This window comes from Helicobacter pylori HUP-B14, from assembly GCF_000259235.1.
Classification (GTDB): domain Bacteria; phylum Campylobacterota; class Campylobacteria; order Campylobacterales; family Helicobacteraceae; genus Helicobacter; species Helicobacter pylori_CU.
Genome location: NC_017733.1, coordinates 1149634 through 1172691 on the forward strand (window position 1 = coordinate 1149634; position 23058 = coordinate 1172691).

At 39.6% G+C, this 23058-nt stretch carries 20 protein-coding genes and 1 pseudogene; 11 read left to right on the forward strand and 10 right to left on the reverse strand.

The genetic code is table 11. From position 1 onward, the window contains the following. The first annotated feature begins 9 nt into the window (after positions 1 to 9). Complete coding sequence (gene proC, locus HPB14_RS05485) at positions 10 to 783, forward strand: pyrroline-5-carboxylate reductase (RefSeq protein ID WP_000404470.1); 774 nt, start codon at positions 10 to 12, stop codon at positions 781 to 783. Between the two features lie 26 nt (positions 784 to 809). Next, positions 810 to 1336, forward strand: a pseudogene (fic, locus tag HPB14_RS05490) (protein adenylyltransferase Fic). 245 nt (positions 1337 to 1581) lie between these two features. On the opposite strand, the gene ybeY reads toward fic, so the two are convergent. The 3 genes from ybeY to HPB14_RS05505 form a co-directional block, all read right to left on the reverse strand. Then, positions 1582 to 2004, reverse strand: a complete 423-nt coding sequence (ybeY, locus tag HPB14_RS05495; RefSeq protein ID WP_000889567.1) for an rRNA maturation RNase YbeY — start codon at positions 2002 to 2004, stop codon at positions 1582 to 1584. A 53-nt stretch (positions 2005 to 2057) separates the two neighbouring features. After that, positions 2058 to 2552, reverse strand: coding sequence for a flavodoxin (locus HPB14_RS05500; protein ID WP_000516075.1), 495 nt, complete (start codon positions 2550 to 2552; stop codon positions 2058 to 2060). Positions 2553 to 2642: 90 nt separating this feature from the next. Further along, positions 2643 to 3224, reverse strand: coding sequence for a DedA family protein (locus tag HPB14_RS05505; RefSeq protein WP_001154572.1), 582 nt, complete (start codon positions 3222 to 3224; stop codon positions 2643 to 2645). 122 nt (positions 3225 to 3346) lie between these two features. Between HPB14_RS05505 and ccoS the strand changes: the two genes are divergently transcribed. Next, positions 3347 to 3538: a cbb3-type cytochrome oxidase assembly protein CcoS gene (gene ccoS / locus HPB14_RS05510; protein WP_001090957.1), complete on the forward strand. Its 192-nt coding sequence runs from the start codon at positions 3347 to 3349 to the stop codon at positions 3536 to 3538. Between the two features lie 23 nt (positions 3539 to 3561). Continuing rightward, positions 3562 to 4536, forward strand: coding sequence for an NAD(P)-binding domain-containing protein (locus HPB14_RS05515; RefSeq protein WP_001071031.1), 975 nt, complete (start codon positions 3562 to 3564; stop codon positions 4534 to 4536). Between the two features lie 6 nt (positions 4537 to 4542). On the opposite strand, the gene HPB14_RS05520 is transcribed toward HPB14_RS05515, so the two are convergent. Further along, entirely contained in the window at positions 4543 to 5703 is a 1161-nt protein-coding gene (locus tag HPB14_RS05520) for an HP1165 family MFS efflux transporter (RefSeq protein ID WP_000944749.1), read from the reverse strand. A gap of 63 nt (positions 5704 to 5766) precedes the next feature. Between HPB14_RS05520 and pgi the strand changes: the two genes are divergently transcribed. Both pgi and hofH read left to right on the forward strand, forming a co-directional pair. Next, positions 5767 to 7404: a glucose-6-phosphate isomerase gene (gene pgi, locus HPB14_RS05525; protein ID WP_000957562.1), complete on the forward strand. Its 1638-nt coding sequence runs from the start codon at positions 5767 to 5769 to the stop codon at positions 7402 to 7404. 306 nt (positions 7405 to 7710) lie between these two features. After that, entirely contained in the window at positions 7711 to 9126 is a 1416-nt protein-coding gene (gene hofH / locus HPB14_RS05530) for an outer membrane beta-barrel protein HofH (protein WP_000710273.1), read from the forward strand. 374 nt (positions 9127 to 9500) lie between these two features. On the opposite strand, the gene HPB14_RS05535 is transcribed toward hofH, so the two are convergent. Beyond that, positions 9501 to 11564 (reverse strand): carbon starvation CstA family protein, encoded by a 2064-nt coding sequence (locus tag HPB14_RS05535; protein WP_001172676.1) that lies wholly within the window; start codon positions 11562 to 11564, stop codon positions 9501 to 9503. 210 nt (positions 11565 to 11774) lie between these two features. Between HPB14_RS05535 and HPB14_RS05540 the strand changes: the two genes are divergently transcribed. The 5 genes from HPB14_RS05540 to HPB14_RS05560 all read left to right on the forward strand — a co-directional run bounded on the left by HPB14_RS05540 (position 11775) and on the right by HPB14_RS05560 (position 15402). Continuing rightward, positions 11775 to 12428, forward strand: coding sequence for an amino acid ABC transporter permease (locus HPB14_RS05540; RefSeq protein ID WP_001162486.1), 654 nt, complete (start codon positions 11775 to 11777; stop codon positions 12426 to 12428). A 1-nt stretch (position 12429) separates the two neighbouring features. After that, complete coding sequence (locus HPB14_RS05545) at positions 12430 to 13101, forward strand: amino acid ABC transporter permease (RefSeq protein WP_000538554.1); 672 nt, start codon at positions 12430 to 12432, stop codon at positions 13099 to 13101. Between the two features lies 1 nt (position 13102). Further along, a complete protein-coding gene (locus tag HPB14_RS05550) occupies positions 13103 to 13849 on the forward strand; it encodes an amino acid ABC transporter ATP-binding protein (RefSeq protein ID WP_001274170.1) in 747 nt (248 codons plus the stop codon). A 49-nt stretch (positions 13850 to 13898) separates the two neighbouring features. Then, a complete protein-coding gene (locus HPB14_RS05555) occupies positions 13899 to 14732 on the forward strand; it encodes a transporter substrate-binding domain-containing protein (RefSeq protein WP_000855970.1) in 834 nt (277 codons plus the stop codon). 118 nt (positions 14733 to 14850) lie between these two features. Next, positions 14851 to 15402 carry a hypothetical protein gene (locus HPB14_RS05560; RefSeq protein WP_000120138.1) on the forward strand — a complete coding sequence of 184 codons (552 nt, stop codon included), beginning with the start codon at positions 14851 to 14853 and terminating at the stop codon, positions 15400 to 15402. A gap of 202 nt (positions 15403 to 15604) precedes the next feature. On the opposite strand, the gene HPB14_RS05565 is transcribed toward HPB14_RS05560, so the two are convergent. From HPB14_RS05565 to HPB14_RS05585, 5 genes are all read right to left on the reverse strand, one after another. Further along, entirely contained in the window at positions 15605 to 16828 is a 1224-nt protein-coding gene (locus tag HPB14_RS05565; protein ID WP_001174177.1) for a sugar MFS transporter, read from the reverse strand. A gap of 128 nt (positions 16829 to 16956) precedes the next feature. Further along, complete coding sequence (locus tag HPB14_RS05570; protein ID WP_000505478.1) at positions 16957 to 18264, reverse strand: NCS2 family permease; 1308 nt, start codon at positions 18262 to 18264, stop codon at positions 16957 to 16959. A 462-nt stretch (positions 18265 to 18726) separates the two neighbouring features. Then, on the reverse strand, positions 18727 to 20652 hold the full coding sequence (gene hopQ, locus HPB14_RS05575) for a Hop family adhesin HopQ (RefSeq protein ID WP_041199431.1): 1926 nt from the start codon (positions 20650 to 20652) through the stop codon (positions 18727 to 18729). Positions 20653 to 21111: 459 nt separating this feature from the next. Beyond that, complete coding sequence (gene deoD, locus HPB14_RS05580; RefSeq protein WP_000187704.1) at positions 21112 to 21813, reverse strand: purine-nucleoside phosphorylase; 702 nt, start codon at positions 21811 to 21813, stop codon at positions 21112 to 21114. Further along, entirely contained in the window at positions 21810 to 23051 is a 1242-nt protein-coding gene (locus HPB14_RS05585; RefSeq protein ID WP_001172202.1) for a phosphopentomutase, read from the reverse strand. Before HPB14_RS05585 ends, deoD begins: the two co-directional genes overlap by 4 nt. Between the last annotated feature and the right edge of the window lie 7 nt (positions 23052 to 23058).

Consider the following 23058-nt stretch of genomic DNA (forward strand, 5'->3'; position numbering starts at 1 on the left):
AGGCGTTTCATGGAAATCTTACAATTCATCGGCTATGGGAATATGGCTCAAGCGATTTTAGAAGGCGCTCATGAAACTTTATCCAAGCGTTTTATTTTAGAAATCACCGGAAGAAACCCTGAAAAAATCGCCCCCTTTTTACAAGAAAAAAACATTCAAGCTCAAATCGTGCCTTACAAAGACGCTATTGATATACACCAAAAATTCGTGTTTTTACTTTTTAAGCCTTATAACCTTAAGGATTTTAATTATCAAGGGCAAGCCCAAAGCGTTTTGAGTGCGTTAGCCGGGGTAAATTTTGAAGCTTTAAGCGATGCGATAGATTCTTTACATTACTTAAAATGCATGCCCAACATTGCGAGCAAGTTCGCCCTTTCTTCTACGGCGGTGTGTGAAAAATCGGTTGCGCCTTCAATAAGCGAGAAAGCTTTGAGTATTATTGAGAGTTTTGGGAATTGCGTGCGAGTGGGTAATGAAGAGCAGGTGGATTCTAGCGTGGCGACAAACGGGAGCGCGCTCGCGTTTTTAAGCTTGGTAGCGAGCAGTTTGAAAGACGCCGGTATTAGAGAGGGTTTGAACGCTAGAGATTCTTTAGAATTGGTGGAAATGAGTTTTAAAGGCTTTGCCAAGCTGTTAGAAAAAGAACGCCCAGAAATGATTATAGAGCAAATTTGCACCCCTAAAGGCGCAACGATTGAAGGCTTGAGCGTTTTAGAAAAAAAAGGGGTTAGGGGAGCGTTTATAGAAGCTTGCCATGAAAGCGTGAAAAAAATGCGCCTCTAAAAATTACACTCTTAAAAATAAGCGCGATGCATTTAGACAGACAGAGTTTAGAAAAAGCCAAGCATTTAATCCAAAGCGGTCTGATTGATACCATAGAAGTAGGCACAATCAAGGGCTTGCAAGAAATCCATCGGTTTTTATTTGAAGGGCTGTATGAATTTGCCGGGAAAATCAGGGATAAAAATATTTCGAATTTCAAGTTCGCTAACTGTTTGTATTTGGATTTGATTTTACCCAGAATTGAAAGCATGCCGCAAAGCAATTTCAATCAAATCATAGAAAAATATGTGGAAATGAATATCGCCCACCCTTTTTTGGAAGGTAATGGCAGAGCGACTAGAATATGGCTTGATTTGTTGCTTAAGAAGGAATTAAAAAAATTGCGCTTTGGGATAGGATTGATAAAGCCGCTTATTTGAGTGCGATAAAAAGGAGTCCTGTGAATGATTTGGAAATCAAAACGCTTTTAAAAAAGCATTTGAGTTCTAATACCAACGATCCCTTAACTTTCATTAAAGGCATCACGCAGTCATATTACTATGAAGGGCTTTGAAAAAATACTAAAATCATTTTTTATAATCCAATACGAAAGAGTTTGACGCTAGTCAAGAGATAGTTTTTTATAATGCGATCTTAGGGGATTAGTGGGATTTAGTTGGGGGGTTGCAGGAGAAAATGTTACCTCTTATCCCCCCCTTTACCATAAAATAAAATTTAAAGTATAAAACAAAGTAATTAAAGCCCCATTTTAAAAGAAATTAAAAGCTTTATTTGTCAGCATTAGTAGAGCATCTAAACCTAATCCTGTGTGCGTTCAATCAAACTCAAAGGCAAGTCAAACGCTTTAATGAGTTCGCTCTCTTTTTGGCGTTGTTCGCCCTTATCTTTTTCATGGTCATAGCCCAACAAGTGCAACACCCCATGAATGAATAAAAGAGCGATCTCATTTTCTAAGCTATGCCCTAATTTCAGGGCGTTAGTTTGAGCTAATGGTGCATTAATCACCACGCTCCCTAAAGGGGTGTGAGGGATCGCTTCTAAAGGGAAACTCAAAACATCGGTAGCGTAATCGCAACCCCTTAAATCCCTGTTGATTTCTCGCATGGTTTCATCGCTCACTAAAACAAGCTCAATGATTTGAGTGGGGGCTAAAACATTTGCGATTTTTTCTAATAATAAAAAGTCTGATTCTAGTGGGGTTTGGTTGTCTATTTCTAGCATCAAAGATATAAAAAGAAGTTTAAAAAAGCCCTAAAATTTAGGGCTTACAAAGATTAAGCGAAAGAACCTTTAACTTGTTCTACCCATTTTGAAATCCTCTCATCAGTGAGATCGTCTTGATTGTCTTCATCAATCACAAGACCCACGAATTTACCGCCTTCTACCGCTTTAGAAGCTTCAAAATGATAACCATCAGTGGGAGTTTGCCCTACCACTTTGCCGGCTTTAGCTTTTTCATAAATGTGGAAAATGCCTTCCGCAAAAGTTTCGCTGTAAGTGTCTTGATCGCCTAAGCCTACAAGTCCAATGGTTTTATTCGCAAAGTCGCTCGCTTCTAGTGTGCCTAAAAAGTCTTCCCAATCTGTTTGCAAATCGCCCGCACCAGCTGTTGGAGCGACTAAAATAACCTTTGTAAAGCTATTGAATTGCTCTTTAGAAGCTTTAGCCACATCAACCACTTCGGCATTACCAATAGCCTTGCTGATTTTTTCAGCGATAGCTTCAGCGTTCCCGCTATCTGTCCCAAAAAAGATACCAATTTTTCCCATGTTCTCAATCCTTGTGTTTAAAGATATTAACGCACCCGCTTTTGCGAATGCTTGTGGGCGTAGTTTAGCGCATTTAATTAAAAATCTTGCTTAAAAACCCATTTTGCGCGAATATCGTTTCAATAAAAACCATATTAAAAGCGCGATAAGAGCAAAGCTTATGACAAAAAACGAAGTGTAATGAGAAAGCCTTTCATACAGCGTTTTCACCCAATCGCTCGCTTGAAAAGAAACGCTCCCCACGATTAACGCCCACAAAAAACTGGAAAAAACATTAAGCCATAAAAATCTTTTTAAAGGGTATTTGCTAAAACCAACCGCCAAAGGCACAACGCTCTTAATCCCATACAAATATTTATTGACAAAAATCATGAGCAAGGCGTAGCGTTTCACCCACAAACTCGCTAAAGCAAGCTTTCTTCTATGCTTTTGGAAATACTTTAAAAATTCTCTTTTTTGATAGCGGGCAAAGATTACAAGAGCCCCACTCCCTACCATATTCCCTAAAAAAGCGACAAGAATGGTTATTTTTATATCCAAAGCGTGTGTGGTAGCGCTCAAAATAGAAGCGATGACAATCCCCACATACCCACCCCCTAAAGAATATAAAAATAAAATAAGATAACCCCACTCCTTAAAACCCTCTTGAAAACGCAATAACGCTTCTTGCATTCAAACCCTCTTTTTAGTTTTCTCATTTTCATGTTATCCAAACTTATTCAACCTATTGGTGATTTAAACGCTATCTTTTAGTATAATGACAGCATTATCCTAATAACCTAAAAGATATAGAGATGAATACAGAAATTTTAACCATCATGTTAGTTGTCTCAGTGCTTATGGGATTGGTAGGCTTAATAGCGTTTTTATGGGGGGTTAAAAGCGGTCAGTTTGACGATGAAAAACGCATGCTTGAAAGCGTGTTGTATGACAGCACGAGCGATTTGAACGAAGCGATTTTACAAGAAAAACGCCAAGGGAATTAAAAAATTAAAATAAAAGGATAGGAATGAACCAAGAAATTTTAGATGTATTGATAGTGGGTGCAGGGCCTGGGGGCATTGCCACGGCCGTAGAATGCGAAATAGCCGGCGTTAAAAAAGTGCTTTTATGCGAAAAAACCGAAAGCCATTCAGGCATGTTAGAGAAGTTTTATAAAGCCGGTAAAAGGATTGATAAAGATTATAAAAAGCAAGTCGTAGAGCTTAAAGGGCATATCCCTTTTAAAGACAGCTTTAAAGAAGAAACTTTAGAGAATTTCACTAACCTTTTAAAAGAGCACCGCATCACGCCAAGCTATAAAACCGATATTGAGAGCGTGAAAAAAGAGGGCGAATACTTTAAAATCACCACCACTTCTAACACAACCTATCATGCTAAATTTGTGGTGGTTGCGATCGGGAAAATGGGCCAGCCAAACCGCCCTACTACTTATAAAATCCCTGTTGCGCTCTCCAAACAAGTGGTTTTTAGCATCAATGATTGTAAGGAAAATGAAAAAACCCTTGTGATCGGCGGAGGCAACTCAGCGGTGGAATACGCCATTGCTTTGTGTAAAACCACCCCTACCACCCTCAATTACCGCAAAAAAGAATTCAGCCGCATCAATGAAGACAACGCTAAAAACTTGCAAGAAGTCCTAGACAACAACACGCTTAAAAGCAAGCTTGGAGTGGATATTGAAAGCCTAGAAGAAGATGGGGCTCAAATTAAGGTTAATTTCACCGATAACACGAGCGAGAGTTTTGATCGTTTGCTGTATGCGATCGGCGGCTCTACCCCTTTAGAGTTTTTTAAACGCTGTTCTTTAGAATTAGATCCTAGCACCAATATCCCTGTGGTGAAAGAAAATTTAGAGAGCAACAATATCCCTAATTTGTTCATCGTGGGCGATATTTTATTCAAATCAGGGGCGAGCATCGCTACCGCGCTCAATCATGGCTATGATGTCGCTATAGAAATCGCTAAAAGGTTGCACTCTTAAAACCGCTCACTCATCAAACGGCTTAGCCTTATACAAAAAGAAAAAGAGGATGAGAAGCGTTAGGGAAAAATGCATGGTGATGATAGTTAGGGGCGAGAAGTAACGCAGTTCCAAACTGCTGAGCGATAAAACTAGCACAGAGACCACGCGCACACAGCTTGATGAAAGCGATGAGAGCGAGGAAATGTTATTTTTAGAAACGAATTTGGAGAATTGATAGTTTAAGCAATAACTCATGTAAGTGAAAAACGCCACCATGAGCGCATACACCCCTATAAAACAATAAGGGATATTGCTAAGCAACAAGGGGCTAACGCTTAACAACACCAAAAGCGAACTCAAGGCGATTTTTTGGCTGTAATTTTTGGCTTTTAAAAAATGAATGAGGATAGAAATCACTTGAAAAGCGATATAAAACATAAAAAGGTATTGCTCTTTAATGCCTTGTTTTAAAAAATACGCTTGCCACATTTGAAAATGGCTCATAAAAAAGATAGGCGTAATCAAATGCCCCACTAACAAAATTTTAAGCTTGGGGTTATCTTTAAGCTCTTTAAGACTGCCTTTGACTTGCTCTTTAAGGAGTTTCAGGCTTTTTTGGCTTTTAAAATCCCCTTCTTTTTCTTTAAAATAAAACACGATCGTTAGCGCACAAAGCATGATTAAAAAAATCCCCACGATATACAGCATCGCATGGATTTTGAGATACAAAAACGATCCCAAAGAGCTCCCTATAATCATGCCTAAATAAGTAATTTGATTGTTTTTGGCTAAAAACTTGGATAAATCCTTTTTATTTTCTTTAATGTCCGTGATGAGTGAAGCTTCAATCGTGCCGCTAGAGCATGCGCTATACAAACCATACAGCCCCCACGCTAAAAGCATGAAAATAAAGCTATCAAAAAACAGCACAAACGAAAAACTAGCGATTAAAAAGGCATTAGAAACCAAGAATAAATTTTTCCGACTCATCAAATCCGCTAAAACGCCGCTTGGGTATTCAGCCACTAGCACGCAAAAACTAAAAAAGGTTTGCACGAGCAAGATTTCACTCAAACTAAGCCCTTTAGAAAGCAACAAGGGGGTTAAAATCGCATGGGGCAAGCTTTGAGCGATGATTAAGAGAAAATTCGCCCCATAGTAAGCTAAAATGTTTTTCCTTAACATTTGAAAATTGTAATTAAAACTAGCTTATAATAGAGTGTTATATCTTTTATTTAAGGGGTATTGATGCTAACCCAATTAAAAACTTATCCAAAATTACTCAAACATTATGAAGAAATCAAAGAAGCGCATATGCGCGATTGGTTTTTTAAAGACAAAGAGCGAGCGAGCCGCTATTTTTTGCAATTTGAAAGCTTGAGTTTGGATTATTCCAAAAACCGCCTGAACGATACCACTTTAAAGCTTCTTTTTGAATTAGCGAAGGATTGTTCTTTAAAAGAAAAGATTGAAGCGATGTTTAAGGGCGAAAAAATCAACACCACCGAAAAAAGGGCCGTTTTACACACCGCCTTAAGAAGCTTGAATGACGCAGAAATCTTGCTAGACAACATGGAAGTGTTAAAAAGTGTGAGAAGCGTTTTAAAACGCATGCGAGCCTTTAGCGATAGCGTGAGAAGCGGTAAAAGACTAGGCTATACCAATCAAGTGATCACCGATATTGTCAATATCGGTATTGGAGGGTCAGATTTAGGCGCTTTAATGGTTTGCACCGCCTTAAAACGCTACGCCCACCCGAGATTAAAAATGCATTTTGTGTCTAATGTGGATGGCACGCAGATTTTAGACGTTTTGGAAAAAATCAATCCGGCTAGCACGCTTTTTATCGTGGCTTCTAAGACTTTTTCCACTCAAGAAACCTTAACCAACGCCCTAACCGCTAGAAAATGGTTTGTAGAAAGGAGCGGCGATGAAAAACATATCGCTAAACACTTTGTAGCGGTATCCACCAATAAAGAAGCCGTGCAACAATTTGGCATTGACGAACATAACATGTTTGAATTTTGGGATTTTGTAGGGGGGCGCTATAGCTTGTGGTCGGCTATTGGCTTATCCATTATGATCTATTTGGGGAAGAAAAATTTTAACGCTCTTTTGAAAGGGGCGTATTTGATGGATGAGCATTTTAGAAACGCCCCTTTTGAAAGCAATTTACCCGTTTTAATGGGGCTAATTGGCGTGTGGTATATCAATTTTTTCCAATCCAAAAGCCATTTGATCGCCCCTTACGATCAGTATTTGAGGCATTTCCCTAAATTCATTCAGCAACTGGATATGGAAAGCAATGGCAAACGCATCAGCAAAAAAGGCGAAACCATCCCCTATGACACCTGCCCTGTTGTTTGGGGCGATATGGGCATTAACGCTCAGCATGCCTTTTTCCAGCTCTTGCATCAAGGCACGCATTTAATCCCCATTGATTTTATCGCCTCTTTGGATAAAAAGCCTAACGCTAAAGGCCACCATGAGATTTTATTCAGCAATGTTTTAGCGCAAGCACAAGCCTTCATGAAAGGCAAAAGTTATGAAGAAGCGTTTGGCGAACTGCTTTCTAAAGGCTTAGACAAAGATGAAGCCAAAGACTTGGCCCACCACAGGGTGTTTTTTGGCAACCGCCCCTCTAATATCCTTTTATTAGAAAAGATTTCACCAAGCAATATTGGGGCGTTAGTGGCTCTTTATGAGCATAAAGTCTTTGTGCAAGGGGTTATTTGGGATATTAACAGCTTTGATCAATGGGGCGTGGAGCTTGGGAAAGAATTAGCCGTGCCGATTTTACAAGAATTAGAAGGGCATAAAAGCAACGCTTATTTTGACAGCTCCACTAAGCATTTAATAGAATTGTATAAAAATTACAACCAATAGGCTTTATCTTACAACCAGATAAAACCTAAAAAACGATAAAACAAAGCTTAACCCCCATTTTCAAGCGCTCCATTCAAAATAATCCGTTAATCATAACGGATTTTAGCACCATATATTAGCCATTTGAATTTAAAGAGAGTAAATTTTCCACAAATTGATCGTTTTTAGCTTTTAAAAGCTTGACTTTCTCATCATATGCATTATTTTACATATTATAATTACTTCAAAGCTAAGAATAATAAAAATCAAAGAATAGATTTATCTTTAAAGTATCTGCATTTATCAATCTCATTTTAGGAGGTATGCATGAAAAAGGCAAGTCAGGTTTTATTCTTTGGGGCATTTTTAAGCTCTTCTTTACAAGGTTTTGAAGCTAAGCTCAACGGCTTTGTGGATCAATCCAGCACGATCGGTTTTAACCAGCATAAAATCAATAAAGAAAGAGGCATCTACCCTATGCAGCAATTCGCAACGATTGCGGGCTATTTAGGGCTTGGTTTTAGCCTGTTACCCAAAAAGGTTTCAGACCATGTTCTAAAAGGCAAAATAGGGGGCATGGTCGGATCTATTTTCTATGACGGCACGAAGAAGTTTGAAGACGGATCTGTGGCTTACAACCTCTTTGGTTATTACGATGGGTTTATGGGGGGCTATACGAATATCTTACAGACCGATAGCCTTGAAACACAGAACATGAAACACAACAAAAATGTCCGCAATTATGTCTTTAGCGATGCGTATTTAGAATACGCTTATAAGAATTATTTTGAAATAAAAGCCGGACGCTATCTCTCCACTATGCCTTATAAAAGCGGTCAAACGCAAGGCTTTCAAGTTTCTGGGCAATACAAGCATGCGCGCTTGACTTGGTTTAGCTCTTTTGGGAGGGCGTTCGCTTACGGCTCGTTTTTAATGGATTGGTTTGCCGCTAGGACCACTTATAGCGGAGGCTTTACCAAAAACGATAAGGGAGGTTATGATAGCCATGGGCGAAAGGTGCTTTATGGCACGCATGCGGTGCAACTCACCTATAAACCTCATCGTTTCCTCATAGAAGGCTTTTATTACCTTTCGCCTCAAATCTTTAACGCTCCAGGCGTTAAGATTGGTTGGGACTCTAACCCTAATTTTAGTGGCACAGGCTTTCGCTCTGATACAGCTGTCATAGGGTTTTTTCCCATTTACTACCCTTGGATGATCGTTAAATCCAATGGAAGCCCGGTCTATAAATACGACACGCCTGCCACTCAAAACGGGCAAAACCTCATTATCCGCCAACGCTTTGACATCAACAATTACAATGTTTCAATCGCCTTTTATAAAGTCTTTCAAAACGCTAATGGTTGGATAGGCAACATGGGTAATCCAAGCGGTGTGATCATGGGGAGTAACAGCGTCTATGCGGGTTTTACAGGCACAGCCCTTAAAAGAGACGCCGCTACCATTCTCTTGTCTTGTGGTGGCACTCATTTTGCCAAAAAATTCACATGGAAATTCGCCACGCAATACTCCAATTCCGTGGTCTCTTGGGAAGCGAGAGCGATGATCTCTTTAGGCTATAAATTCAATGAATATTTGAGCGGCAGCGTGGATCTTGCGTATTATGGCGTGCATACTAACAAAGGCTTTAAACCGGGTGAAAACGGGCCTGTGCCTAAAGATTTCCCCGCCCTTTATTCTGACAGGAGCGCGTTATACACGGCTCTAGTAGCATCTTTTTGATGCTGTCTCCTATAATATGGTAGGCGTTTTAACGCTACCCTATGAATATGATAGGCGTCATTTTGATGCTACGATCACAAAAAATAGTAGGCATTATTTTGATGCTGTCTCCTACGATATGATAGGCGTTTTTTAACGCTGTTCCTCTAATCTCTATATAAAATTTCTTTTCAAGCAAAAGCCCTTTGTTAATCATACCCATTAAGCAAAATATCCATTATCTTCATCATCTTTAAAATTGAGCTTTTAAAAAGCAAACGATAGTTTTTTAAAAACCAAAACAGAAATCCCAAACATCTTTAGTGTTTGGCGCTTCACGAACAGGGTCAAACTTTTTTTATGGATTTAAAGGGGGCTAAAAACCCCTTTTTTATTCAAGCGGCTTTGATATAGGGCGTTTCAGCCAGCGGCGGGTAAATTTGATTTTTAAAATAAGCGTTTGAGCAAATCCTAACGCTCACTATTAAAACCAATAGCGCCACGAGCATGAAAAACACGCACAAAATCGCATCAATCGCATGGTTAAAAAAGGATTTTTGGAGCGTTTTTAGCGCTTTTTCATCGGTAGTGAGCGCGATTTTTTCTTTGATGATTTGCATTTGTGCCACATGGGAAACGTTATTCAGCACGCTATCATTACTCTTTGGCATTACTTTTAAAATACCGCTATAAAAAGTGATAAATAAAATCAAAACTGCCGGCAAGGCGCTTATTATCGCCCCCTTAAAACGCCCCATTTTAAACAACACCACCGTAACCAGCAACAACGCCATGCCCGCTAACATCTGATTGCTCACGCCAAATAAAGGCCATAGCGTATAAATCCCCCCTTTAGGGTCAATCGTGCCTTGATACAAGAAATACCCCCACCCTGCCACACACAAAAGAGTGGCAAAAATCCCAGCTTTATAAGAGCTAAGATTACCCAAAGGCTTATAAACATTACCGAGCAGATCTTGAATCATAAAACGAGCGGTTCGTGTGCCAGCATCCACAGCGGTTAAAATGAACAAAGCTTCAAACAAAATCGCAAAATGATACCAAAACGCCATCACGCTTGGATCCCCTAAAATGTGATACACGATCATCGCTAAACCGATCGCAAAAGTGGGCGCCCCACCGGTGCGGCTCAAAATGGAGCTTTCGCCAATGTTTTTAGTCATCTCACTGATTTCTTCAGCGCTGATACTAAACCCCCATGAGCTAATCACCGAAGCCGCATCAGCTATGTCTTTACCGATGCTCACTTCTGGGGAATTGATAGCGAAATAAAGCCCTGGGTGCAAAATCCCTGCACACACCAACGCCATAAGAGCCACGACGCTCTCCATCACCATAGAGCCATAGCCCACTAGCCTGGCGTCGCTTTCTTTAGCGAGCATTTTAGGGGTCGTGCCTGAAGAAATTAAAGCATGAAAGCCGCTAATCGTCCCGCAAGCCACCGTGATAAACAAGAAAGGGAACACGCTTCCTGCAAACACAGGCCCACTGCCATCTACAAAGGGCGTGATTTTAGGGATTTGTAAGGGCGGAGCGACAAAAACAATGGCCACAACCAACACCCCTATAACGCCAATTTTTAAAAAAGTGCTTAAATAATCTCGTGGAGCGAGTAAAAACCATACCGGTAAAATAGAAGCCACAAACCCATAGCCCATGATCATCCACGCTAAAGAGCCGGCCTCAAAAGTAAAAATTGACGCTAGTTTGGGATCTAAAGAAACGTATTTACCCGCATAAATCGCTATAATCAACAAAATAAAGCCGATAACAGAAACTTCTAAAATCTTATGCGGCCTGAAAAACCGCATGTAAAGCCCCATAAGAATCGCAATGGGAATAGTCATTGCGATCGTAAAAAAGCCCCAAGGCGAATGCGCCAAAGCCTTCACCACCACCATCGCTAAAATCGCAATGATAATGAGCATGATCCCTAAAATGCCAAGACTTGCGATCATGCCTACAAATTGACCCATTTCAAGCTTGATCATTTCGCCTAAAGACTTGCCATCGCGCCTAATGGAAGCAAAAAGCACCACAAAATCATGCACGCAACCCCCTAGAACCGAGCCTATCAAAATCCATAGAATAGAGGGCAAGTAACCCATTTGAGCGGCTAGTATCGGACCTACTAAAGGGCCAGCCCCAGCAATAGCGGCGAAATGATGCCCAAAGGTGATGGCTTTATCGGTTGGCACAAAATCCTTGCCGTCATTCCTTATGCATGCAGGCGTGGCTCTGTTATCGTCTAGTTTTAACACCCGATAAGCGATAAAATGGCTATAAAAACGATAGCCTATGCTATAAATGCAAGCACTCGCTACTACAAGCCATAGCGTGTTAATGCTCTCACCCTTGTGTAAGGCTAACACCCCTAAACAGATCGCCCCTAAAATAGCTACAAAGACCCAAGCCAAAGAAACTAAACTTTTTTGCATGTCCTCTCCATTTAATGATTGTTTAATCATTGTTGTTAATTTCAGCCAGTTTTTTATTATAATCCAAAATTTCTTTGAATAGTGGCAAAACGGCTCATAAACTTCCCATAATAAGGGCTTGGGTTTTCCAAACTTCTAACAATTGGGGTGAATAAGAGCTGTTTTTAAACATGATGCTTTAAAGCGTCATTAATTTTAAGGTATAGCGTTATGGCATTAGATTGGGATTTTATGTTTCACTCCATCCCCGCGTTTTTTAAGGGGTTAGAACTCACGCTTTATATTTCTTTTTTTGGGATTTTACTCTCTCTTTTGGTGGGGTTTTTGTGCGCGATCGTTTTGTATTTTAAAACGCGCTTTATCTCCCCTATCGTCTATATCTATGGCGAAATTGCCAGGAACACGCCCCTACTCATCCAGCTTTTCTTTTTGTATTACGGGTTGAATGAAATCGGTTTGAGCGCTTTAGAGTGCGCGATTTTAGCACTAGGGTTTTTGGGTGGGGGGTATATGAGTCAAAGTTTTTTGCTTGGGTTTAAAAGCTTAGCTTCCATTCAAAGAGAAAGCGCTTTGAGTTTAGGGTTTAGCCCCTTGAAAATGATGTATTATATTACTCTGCCTCAAAGCTTAAGCGTTTCCATGCCTTCCATAGGGGCGAATGTGATTTTTTTACTCAAAGAAACTTCTGTGGTGGGCGCGATAGCCCTAACCGATATTATGTTTGTAGCGAAAGATTTTATTGGCATTTATTACAAAACGACTGAAAGCCTTTTGATGTTAAGCCTCACTTATTTGATCGCTTTACTCCCTTTAAGCGTTTTGTTTGTGATCTTAGAGCGTTTCTTTAAAAAGAAAGTGGCTTAAAATGGGAGTTTTGTTAGAATTAGACAACCTTAAGCGTTTGTTAGAAGGGTTTGAAACCACTCTTTTGATCGCTCTTAGCTCTGCGGTTATTTCAATCATTGTTGGAATACTTTTAGGGAGTTTGATGGCGTTTGGCTCTAAAATAATGGTTTTGGCGTGTCGTGTGTATTTAGAAAGCGTTCGCATCATCCCGCTTTTAGCATGGCTTTTTATCGTGTATTTTGGGTTAGCGAGCTTGTTTGATTTGCATATTAGCGCTGTTTTGGCGAGCGTTATTGTTTTTAGCTTGTGGGGTGGCGCTGAAATGATGGATTTGACTAGAGGGGTTTTAACTTCCGTGAGCAAACACCAAGTAGAAAGCGCTCTAGCCTTAGGCTTAGATTCAAAAAAGGTGATTTTTAATATTATTTTCCCTCAAAGCTTTTTGTCTTTATTGCCCTCAAGCCTTAATTTATTCACGCGCATGATTAAAACCACAGCCTTAGTCTCTCTCATTGGAGCGATTGATTTGTTAAAAGTGGGCCAGCAAATCATAGAGCTTAACCTCTTACGCATGCCTAATGCGAGCTTTGTGGTTTATGGCGTTATCTTAATGTTTTATTTTACTTTATGCTATAGTTTGAGCCTGTATAGTTCCTATTTAGAAAAAAAATTCCAATACATTAGAGGGTAAAATGAGCGCGATTTTAGAAACCAAAGGGTTAAAAAAAACCTATCAAAACCATTTGGTTTTAGACGGCATCAATTTCACTTTGAATAAGGGTGAAGTGGCAGTGATTTTAGGGCCTAGCGGGTGCGGGAAAAGCACTTTTTTAAAATGCCTAAACGGGCTTGAAAAGATTGATGAGGGTGAAATCCTTTTTGAAAACACTAATCTTAATACACCATCTACTAATTGGAATCAAATGCGCCAAAAAATAGGCATGGTGTTTCAAAATTATGAATTGTTCCCGCATTTAAATGTGCTGGATAATATCTTACTCGCCCCCTTAAAAGTGCAAAAACGCTCCAAAGATGAGGTCATTTCTCAAGCCGTAGAGCTTTTAAAACGAGTGGGTTTGGAGCATAAACAACAAGCTTACCCTAAAGAATTGAGCGGCGGGCAAAAACAACGAGTAGCCATTGTGCGCTCTTTGTGCATGCGGCCAAAAATCATGCTTTTTGATGAAGTAACCGCCTCATTAGACCCTGAAATGGTTAAAGAAGTTTTAGAAGTGATTTTAGAATTAGCCACAACAGGCATGAGCATGGTGATTGTAACGCATGAAATGAAATTCGCGCAAAAAATCGCTAGCAAAATCGTGTTTTTTGATAGCGGTAAAATCGCTGAAGAAAACAGCGCTAAAGAATTTTTTAACCACCCGAAATCTCAAAGAGCGCAAAAATTTTTAGAAACTTTCCATTTTTTAGGGAGCTGTTAAATAAAGTTTGCTAAAAAGATGATTTTAATTTCAAAAAAAAGGTGTTTTTATGAAAACGAACGGGCTTTTTAAAATGTGGGGGCTGTTTTTAGTTTTAATCGCTTTAGTCTTTAGCGCATGCTCTGATAGCCATAAAGAAAAAAAGGACGCTTTAGAAGTCATTAAACAAAGAGGAGTTTTAAAAGTGGGGGTTTTTAGCGATAAGCCTCCTTTTGGATCTGTGGATTCTAAAGGGAAATATCAAGGCTATGATGTGATCATCGCTAAACGCATGGCCCTTGATTTATTGGGCGATGAAAATAAGATTGAGTTTATTCCTGTAGAAGCTTCAGCTAGGGTGGAATTTTTAAAAGCCAATAAAGTGGATATTATCATGGCTAATTTCACGCGCACTAAAGAAAGAGAAAAAGTCGTGGATTTCGCTAAGCCGTATATGAAAGTCGCTTTGGGGGTGATTTCTAAAGATGGGGTCATTAAAAATATAGAAGAGTTGAAGGATAAAGAGTTGATCGTGAACAAAGGCACGACAGCGGATTTTTATTTCACTAAAAATTACCCCAATATCAAACTTTTGAAATTTGAGCAAAACACAGAGACTTTTTTAGCCCTTTTAAACAATAAGGCTACCGCTCTAGCCCATGACAACACTTTATTGCTCGCTTGGATAAAACAACACCCTGAGTTTAAATTAGGCATTACAAGCCTTGGCGATAAGGATGTGATCGCTCCAGCGATTAAAAAAGGCAACCCTAAGCTTTTAGAATGGTTGAACAACGAAATTGATTCCCTCATTTCTAGCGACTTTTTAAAAGAAGCTTACAAGGAAACTTTAGAGCCTGTTTATGGCGATGAAATCAAACCGGAAGAAATTATTTTTGAATGATTTCTTTAGGCTTTGCTTGACAGAAGCGCGTTTTTGTTGCTAAATTAGCAATTTTGTGATCTTTTTGTTTTTCATTTTGGGATATATTTGTTTGATTTTACATTGAAAGGATTTGTTGATGAGCTATTTTTATAAGCGTTGTTTGAAATTTTCATTAATTGGGTTGCTAGGGCTTTTGAGCGTTCAGCTTGACGCTAGGAGTTTTGTTGATGGGGATTTAGACATTCAAAAATTCAGCTATGAAGATTCTCTGCTTAAAAAGGGAGATCCTAATGGCGTGCATAAGGTTCAGGTGCGAGATTATAAGGGCAAAATGCAAGAAGCTGAGATCCATTCAGAAATACGCATTGCGCTTAAACCGGGGGTTAAAAAAGAAGTTAAAAAAGGCAAGATTTATAGCGCTCAAATCAATGATGGCATGTGCTATGCTTTTAGAATGCTCCAAACCGGCGATAATACCACAGGTCTTGATTCTAAAGAGTTCCCCAAGCAAAGCCGTGAAAAAAAGGGTCGAGTGATCACTTTAATCGGTAAAGATGAAGTGCCTTATCTTATCTTAGAAACCGATTGCCAAGTGGGTGATATTGCAAAGATCTCTTTAGTGGGTAATTTTGATGGCACTGGGTTTCTTACGGAATATAAATTCAAAGACGCTAAACCCATTTACTAATCTTCTTTTTTAGCTTCATTCTTAAAATCTCTTAATCTTTTGTGGTTAGGGGATTTTTCTTATTCATTAGCAGTGTTTTTGATCGCATCTTAAAATTTTAAAATTTGCATGCCTTTTGGTTTCAAACGCTGATCAATAAAAACCTTACTTATTTTACAAACAAGCTAAAAGAAAGAAAATAAAAGAGAAACCCCCCCCTTTTTTAGGAGTTTTCTTCCTGCTTATACCCTTTAAGCGCAAAGAAGAGGATATAAAAATAGCACAATAACGGCACACCATAAGCGTAGAGCAAATTTGATTCGGTTGCTGTTAGCATGTCTGTAACCGCGCCTTGAATGGGGGGGATTAACGCTCCTCCTACAATCGCCATGCTAATCACCCCAGAAGCTTTAGAAGTGAGATGCCCTAAATTGAGCGTAGCCAAAGAAAAGATGGTAGGGAACATGATAGAGTTGAAAAAGCCCACAAAAGTCAGAGCGAATAGAGCGATCTTGCCTCCAATAAGAATGGCTAAAGCAATGAGAACAATAGAGCTTAAGGCGTTGAAAGCCAGGTATTTATTAGGGGCAATTTTATTCATCAAAACACTGCCTAAGAAACGGCCCACCATCGCGCCGCCCCAATAATACACCAAGTAATGCGCGCTTGATTGAGGGTCTAAATTCAAAAGCTTTTCAAAGCTTAGCACCAAGAATGAGCCAATCGCCACTTCTCCCCCCACATAGAAAAAGATCCCCAAAGCCCCAAAAACAAAGTGTTTGTGCGAAAATAGGCTTTTTTGCGTCGTTTCTTTAGGCATTTCTTTTTCCACATCAGGCAATTTCAAAAGATACATCACAAGCGCTAAAAGAAGCGAAAACGCCGCCAAGCCCAAATAAGGCATTTGAACGCTTTTAGCGTCCGCTAATTTGTCTATCAAACTTGCATTATCGCCCATTTTAGTCGTGCTAAAAATCAACAAGCTCCCAAAAATAGGCCCTAAAGTTGTGCCAAGCGAATTGAACGCCTGGACTAAAACCAGGTTTCTGGCTTCTTTACCTTTAGAAAGCAAGGTTACAAAGGGATTACCAGCGGTTTGCAAGCACACAATCCCGCTCGCTAAAATAAACAACGCTCCTAAAAAAAACCCATAGGAGCCAAAATGCGCCGCTGGATAAAACAACGCGCACCCCGTCGCTGTGATCACAAAACCAAGCACCACGCCAAAAGGGTAGCCGATTTTACTGATCACATTCCCAAAAACTCCTCCCATGATGAAATACGCCCCAAAAAAGCAAAATTGAATGAGTGAAGCTTCAAAATAGGTCAAGTCAAAAATGGGCTTTAAATGCGGGATTAAAATGTCGTTTAAAACCGTGATAAAACCCATTAGAAAGAATAGCGCTGTCAAACTCCCCAGCGCCAAAGTGTTAGAAGTTTTTTGCATACCTTCTCCTTTTTTATTGAGTTGATATAATAATAATGATATTACAATTATTTTAAGATAATAATCTGTCTAAATAAAGAAAAAGAGGCATGAAATGGGTAAAAAATGCAAAGCCCCTTAAAAAGAGCTTAACGAAAGATAAATACAGAAACAGAAATGATGCAGAGAATGATGATGCCAGAATTGAGGGCTTTAAAGTCTTTTTGAACCAATTTGATGATACCATAAGACAAAAAGCCAAAGGCTAAGCCATCGGCAATGGAGAAGGTTAAAGGCATCATCACCACGGTTAAAAAAGTGGAAACGCTAATGGCCATGTCTTTAAAATTCACCCCCTCTAACACGCTAAACATCAAAACCCCTACTACCACTAGCACCGGATAAATCGCATTGCTAGGAATAGCTTTTAAAAGAGGCAAGCAAAAGAGCGTTAAAACAAAAAATAATCCGGTAAAAACCGCTGTCAGCCCTGTGCGGCCCCCCTCTTCAACCCCACTCGCGCTCTCTATAAAAGCTGTCGTAGTAGAAACGCCCACCACCGCGCTCCCTAAAGAAGCCACCGCATCCGCTTCTAAAGTCTTTTCCAATTCCTTATTTTTTTCTTCATCATTGAAAAAATCAGTCTTGTGGCCAATCCCTGCAAGCGTGCCTAAAGAATCAAACAAATCGGTTACAAAAAAAGTGATGATGACTGGCACTAACGCTAAAGTGAAAACCCCACTCGCATCAAAAAAAATGCCCTTAAAGTCTAATTGAAAGGCGATAGGGCCAATGCTAGCGGGCATGGAAAAAAACTCGCTAGGGTAAGGGGCTAGCTTTAAAACCCATGCGAGAATGGAAGTGATTAAAACCGCTATAATAAAAGAACCCTTGATTTTAAGCGTGTAGAGCGCAAAAGTTAGAATGATCCCCACAACCCCCAATAACACATGCGGATCGCTAAAATCGCCTAAGGTTACAAGCGTAGCCTTATGGGTAACTACAATATGCATTTCTTTAAGGCCAATGAATGCGATAAAAGCCCCTATCCCCGCGCTCACCGCACGCCTTAAATCGCTAGGAATGCTTCGCATGACCCAACTTCTAAATTTAGTGAAAGACAAAATCACAAAAATCGCTCCCGAGAGCGCTACGATGCCTAAAGCGCTCTGCCAAGGGAGTTTTAGCCCTTGAACTAACCCGAAGCTAAAATAAGCTGACAGCCCTAAGCCCACGCTCATGGCTATGGGGGTGTTTGCCCATAACCCGTTAAACACGCTCGATAAGATAGTGATAATGGCCGTTGCGCTCAAAAGGGCTTCATAAGGCATGTTGGCTTGAGAAAGGATAAGAGCGTTTAAGGGCACGATATAAATCATGGTGATAAAAGTCGTTAAACCCGCTCTAAACTCGGTGGCAATGTTCGTGTTGTGTTCTTTAAGCTTGAAAAACCCCATGTTAGATAACTCCTTACTATTTGGTATAGATTAATTTAATAAGGGGCTTTGGGGTTATGTTAGCGCTATTTTATTTTAAATTGCCTTAAGATGCTTGATTGTGTTGTTTCAATCAAAAGAAGTGAGTAAAAAACCCTTTTTTTAGAAAAACTCCGCTAAAAAATGATCGTTTTAATAAAAATCACAAAAAAGCTCATCTTGTAAGGTAATTTTACTCTTTAGTGGTTTTTGAGAGCGTTTTTTAAATTTGAAAAGATTGTTGCAAAACAAACGCCCCATAAGAGCGATTATGGGGATAAATTCTAAAAAGGAGTTTGCCATGGAAAACTAAAAACGAAAAATAAAAATGGCGGAAACATTATACCTTAAAATTTCATTTTTTAGGTTTAATAACTATTTTTTTGAAAATTTTTAGGTTTTTTAGAAGTTTAACCCCCCCCTTTTTTTTTAAAAAGAGAGTTTTTAATAAGCAAACACATAATTGAGATACACGCTATAAAGCCTTCTATATTCTAGTTTAGTGTCTAGAAAAGAATAGTAATTCGTGTTAATGGTAGGGATTTTCACGCCCAATTCCATGCCATGTTGAGCCGCATGATGGCTATCTTTTTTCTTAGGCCTAGCGAGATTGGTCCTCAAGCCCAAATTGAATAAAAATTGGAAGTTAGCCGTATTCACTTTAGCGCTATAGACATTGCTGATGGTTTTTAAATTCACAAATTGAGAATTAAGCCATGAAGTCCCTGCTAAGGCGATTCCTCCAAAAAGCCCAAAAGAAATCTGGTTATTCTTGCCTAAAAAGTTGGTGTTTTTATCATTGATGAAATTAAACAATAAATCGCTACCCACCCCATAAGTCCACACATCAGAAGCCGAGTTAAAGAAATTGGATTTGATATAGGCGTGGTTGTAATCAAAGAAACCATAATACCTTAACCCCCATCTTTTCTTTTCTCCAAAAAATTGCTTATAACCCACTTGCACCCCAAGGCCGTTCATCGCCCCGTTATTCGTGGTTGAAGAAGCGATCATGCCCATATTCCTAAAAGGGTTGTTGCCAAGTTCTTGAATAAGGGTGTTGGCTAGGTTTTGCGCTTGATTGATTTGAGGCGTTTGGTTGTTAAAATCAGCGGCGCTTGTTTTTAATAAATTCAGAGTTTCTTCCACGCCAGCACACCCGTTCCCCCAATTGTTCTTTTGATTTTGCATTGTCATATTCGCGCTGCTTATAGCGCTCGCATCGCATTTCCCTATGTAGTCTTTAAGATAGCCTGAAGAAAGTTTGTTAAAATCGCTCTCCACTTGATTGGCTAGTTTTAAAATTTCTGCTTGAGATTGCGCGTTTTTAAGCATTTTTTGAGCTAAAGCCGTAAGACTGCTAGGGGTGTTAAGGTTGAGATTTTGGGGTTGTGTGATATTTTTTGGTTGGTTGGCGCTGAGTTGTTGGGTTCTTTTAACGATTTCTTGCGCATTATTAATCATGTCTGAAGCGGCACTAAACTCCGCACCAAAAGTCGTGCATGAATTTTTGCTGCCACCGGCTGTTTGCCATGAAGGGGCGTTTGTAGTAGCTCCGCCACTACTTCCACTACTAGATTTCGCTATCAACATGGGGCAATAATCTTTAAGGGTATTGACAATCGTTTGCGCTTGAGTCAAAAGATTTTGCGCATCATTAGTCGTATCAATAACAGAAGTTGTCGTTTTAGTTTGATTATCTTGTTGATGCTTTGATGTGGTTACATGCGCTTTTAATTTTTCCCCTTTGCTATTTAAAGGAGCAAGCCCAGCTTGTTTTAAAGCTTTTGAAAGAATCTGATAAGCTTCATGGATTTTTTCATATTGCTCAATAGATAGAGAAACATTTTTGTCTGCTTTTAATGTATTTGTACCATTAGAACTATGAGTGCCATTACTATTTGTGCTCCCACCGCAATTGATTGTAGTGCCGTTGCCATTCTCATCGGTGTAGTGGAAATCTTTTTGATTGTTTTCGCCTGGACTTTTGGTATAGCCTCCGCATATGACCGCATAACCCATGCTATTCCATAGCCCTAACACCGATCTCAACGCTAAAAGCGTGGCTTGATAGGCAGGGGAATTGGTTGTCCCACCGGCTAAAGTTTTTGCGCGTTCGTTCAAATTATTAACCGCTTGGTTGATCGCTTGCGCGCTTGTCTTTGAGTTTGTGCCACTATCGTTGGTTAAAAGCCGGCTTAATTGTTCATAAGTGTCTGAAAGTTTTTGCACCTTGTCGGCGTTTTTCACTTTTTGAACCGCTTCACCGATTTGATAACCCACGCTTAAAAAAACGCCGTTGTCTTCAGCATGGAGCAATGATGACGCAAGAGTTAGAGAAAGCAGAATTGTTTTTTTCGTTTTTTTTATAAGATGTTCCTTAAAGTAATGTTTTTATTGTAAAAAATGTATCAAAATGAGAATTTATTTACAATGCGTTTAATTTTATCACAAATTTATTGGATTTCCAAAAAGTTTTAGGGTGTTTTGACGCACTCAATCAAGCTTTTAAGAGTGTTTTTATTTAATTGGGATTTGGTTTTAGAAAGATTGTTGTAAAATAAACACCCCCATAAGTGCAATTATGGGGATAATTTTTAATGGGAGTTTGCCATGAAAACAGAAAATGGTAAAAACTCTTGGAAAACATTATACCTTGAAATTTCGTTTTTGGGGTGTAAAGTTGTTGTTTTATTGAAGCGGTAGTTTTGTAAAACGAAGTTTCTGTAAAACGATAGCTTTAGTTTTTCCAAAGTTCCCTTAAGGCTTTTAGCTTTAAGGGTTTTCCTTTAAATTTTATCCTTAACTTATGGGGGGTAACAAAAAAGGCTAACTCATCATCTCTAAAGCCAGAATTATCATGTTATCAAAGCTTTCTATTCTTTCTTTAGGGCTTAAGGCTTCTTTAGTGATTAAGTGATCTGAGACAGAGCATAAGCATAAAGCCTTAGCGTTTAGTTCCATCGCCGTGGCGTATAACCCTGCCGCTTCCATTTCAATAGCCAAGTGGTTGTATTGGGCCATCAAATCAAAAACATGCGTTTCAAACGAATAGAAAAAATCGCTTGAAAAAATATTACCCACTTTCAAATCAATACCCAAACGCTTTGCTGTTTGATACGCTCTTAAACTCAATTCAAAATCAGGCGTTGCGCTCAAATCGTGGTTTAAAAAACGCACCCGATTGGTTTTAGAATCCGTTGAAGCTCCAGTGGCCATGACAATGTCTTTCAAGCCGACTTTTGGGCTAATCGCCCCGCAAGTGCCAATCCTTAAAAGCTCTTTAACCTGATAGGTTTTAATGAGTTCGGTTACATAAATCGTGCATGACGCAATGCCCATGCCATGCCCCATTAAAGAAATCCCCTTACCCTTATACTTCCCGCTAAAGCCTAGCATGTTACGCACATTCGTGATCTCTTTAGCGTCTTGTAAGAATTTTTTTGCAATGTAGCTCACCCTTAAGGGATCGCCGCATAAAAGGCATTGAGGATAAAAGTCGCCGATTTTAGCGTTGATGTGAGGGGTCATGGTTGTCCTTTAAATTTTAGTAAGTTTTTGCCATAATCTAGGGGGCTTAATCCCAAAAAGTGAGCGATGCTTTGCCCAATATCCGCAAACGACTCGCTCTTGCCTAAAAAGGCTGGTTGTAAATCCTTGTGATAGAACAAAACAGGAATGTATTCTCGTGTGTGATCGGTACCTTTAAAGCTAGGATCGCACCCATGATCGGCGCAAAGAATGAGCAAATCGTTTTCCCTTAAATTGTCTAAAACCTCTTTTAAACGCGTATCAAAATACTCTAAAGCGTTAGCATACCCGCTAATATCGCGCCGATGCCCATAATCGCTATCAAAATGCACAAAATTCGTAAAAATCAAGCTGTTGTTTGGGGCGTTTTTGACTCGCTCTAAAGTAACATCGCATAGCTCCATCAAACTACCGGCTTTGAACTTTTGAGTGATCCCCACATGAGCGTAAATATCAGCAATTTTCCCAATGCTGATGACTTCGCCTTGCTTTTCTTCAATGAATGTTTCAAAAAGCAATTTTTTATGGGGCTTTATCGCATAGTCTTTGCGATTGGCGGTGCGCTTGAAATTATCTCTATTGGTGCCAATAAAAGGGCGTGCGATCACTCTAGCGATCTTTAAAGGCTCTAGAATTTGAAACGCTTCTTCACAAAGAGCGTATAAATTATCCAGCCCAAACTTTTCTTCATGCGCAGCGATTTGAAACACCGAATCCGCTGAAGTGTAAAAAATGGGGTATAAAGTTTCTAAATGCTTTTCGCCTAAATCTTTAATGATTTCAGTCCCTGATGCGTGGCAATTCCCTAAATAGCCCTTAATCTTAGTTTTGTGCATGATTTCATCTAAAATTTCTTTAGGAAACGAATGGGTTTTGTCTTTAAAATACCCCCATTCAAAAAGAACGGGCGCGCCCATCATCTCCCAATGCCCAGAAATCGTATCTTTAGCGCTAGAAAGTTCTTGCGCATAAGCGTAAGCCCCTATTAGATTGGGTTGTGGTTGGAAACCCAAAGGCAATTCGTTTGCGGCTTTTAAAGTGCTCAAGCCTAAACCCAAACCCTCTAAATTGGGCAGTTTCAAAGCCCCATTGCGATCGTTAGAATTAGCCAAGTTATTAAAACAAGCCTTAGCGATATTGCCTAAAGTGTTCGCCCCCAAATCGCCAAAATCCTTAGCGTCTTCACTAGCCCCTATACCAAAAGAATCCAATAATAAGATTACCACTCTTTTTTGCATGCCTTAT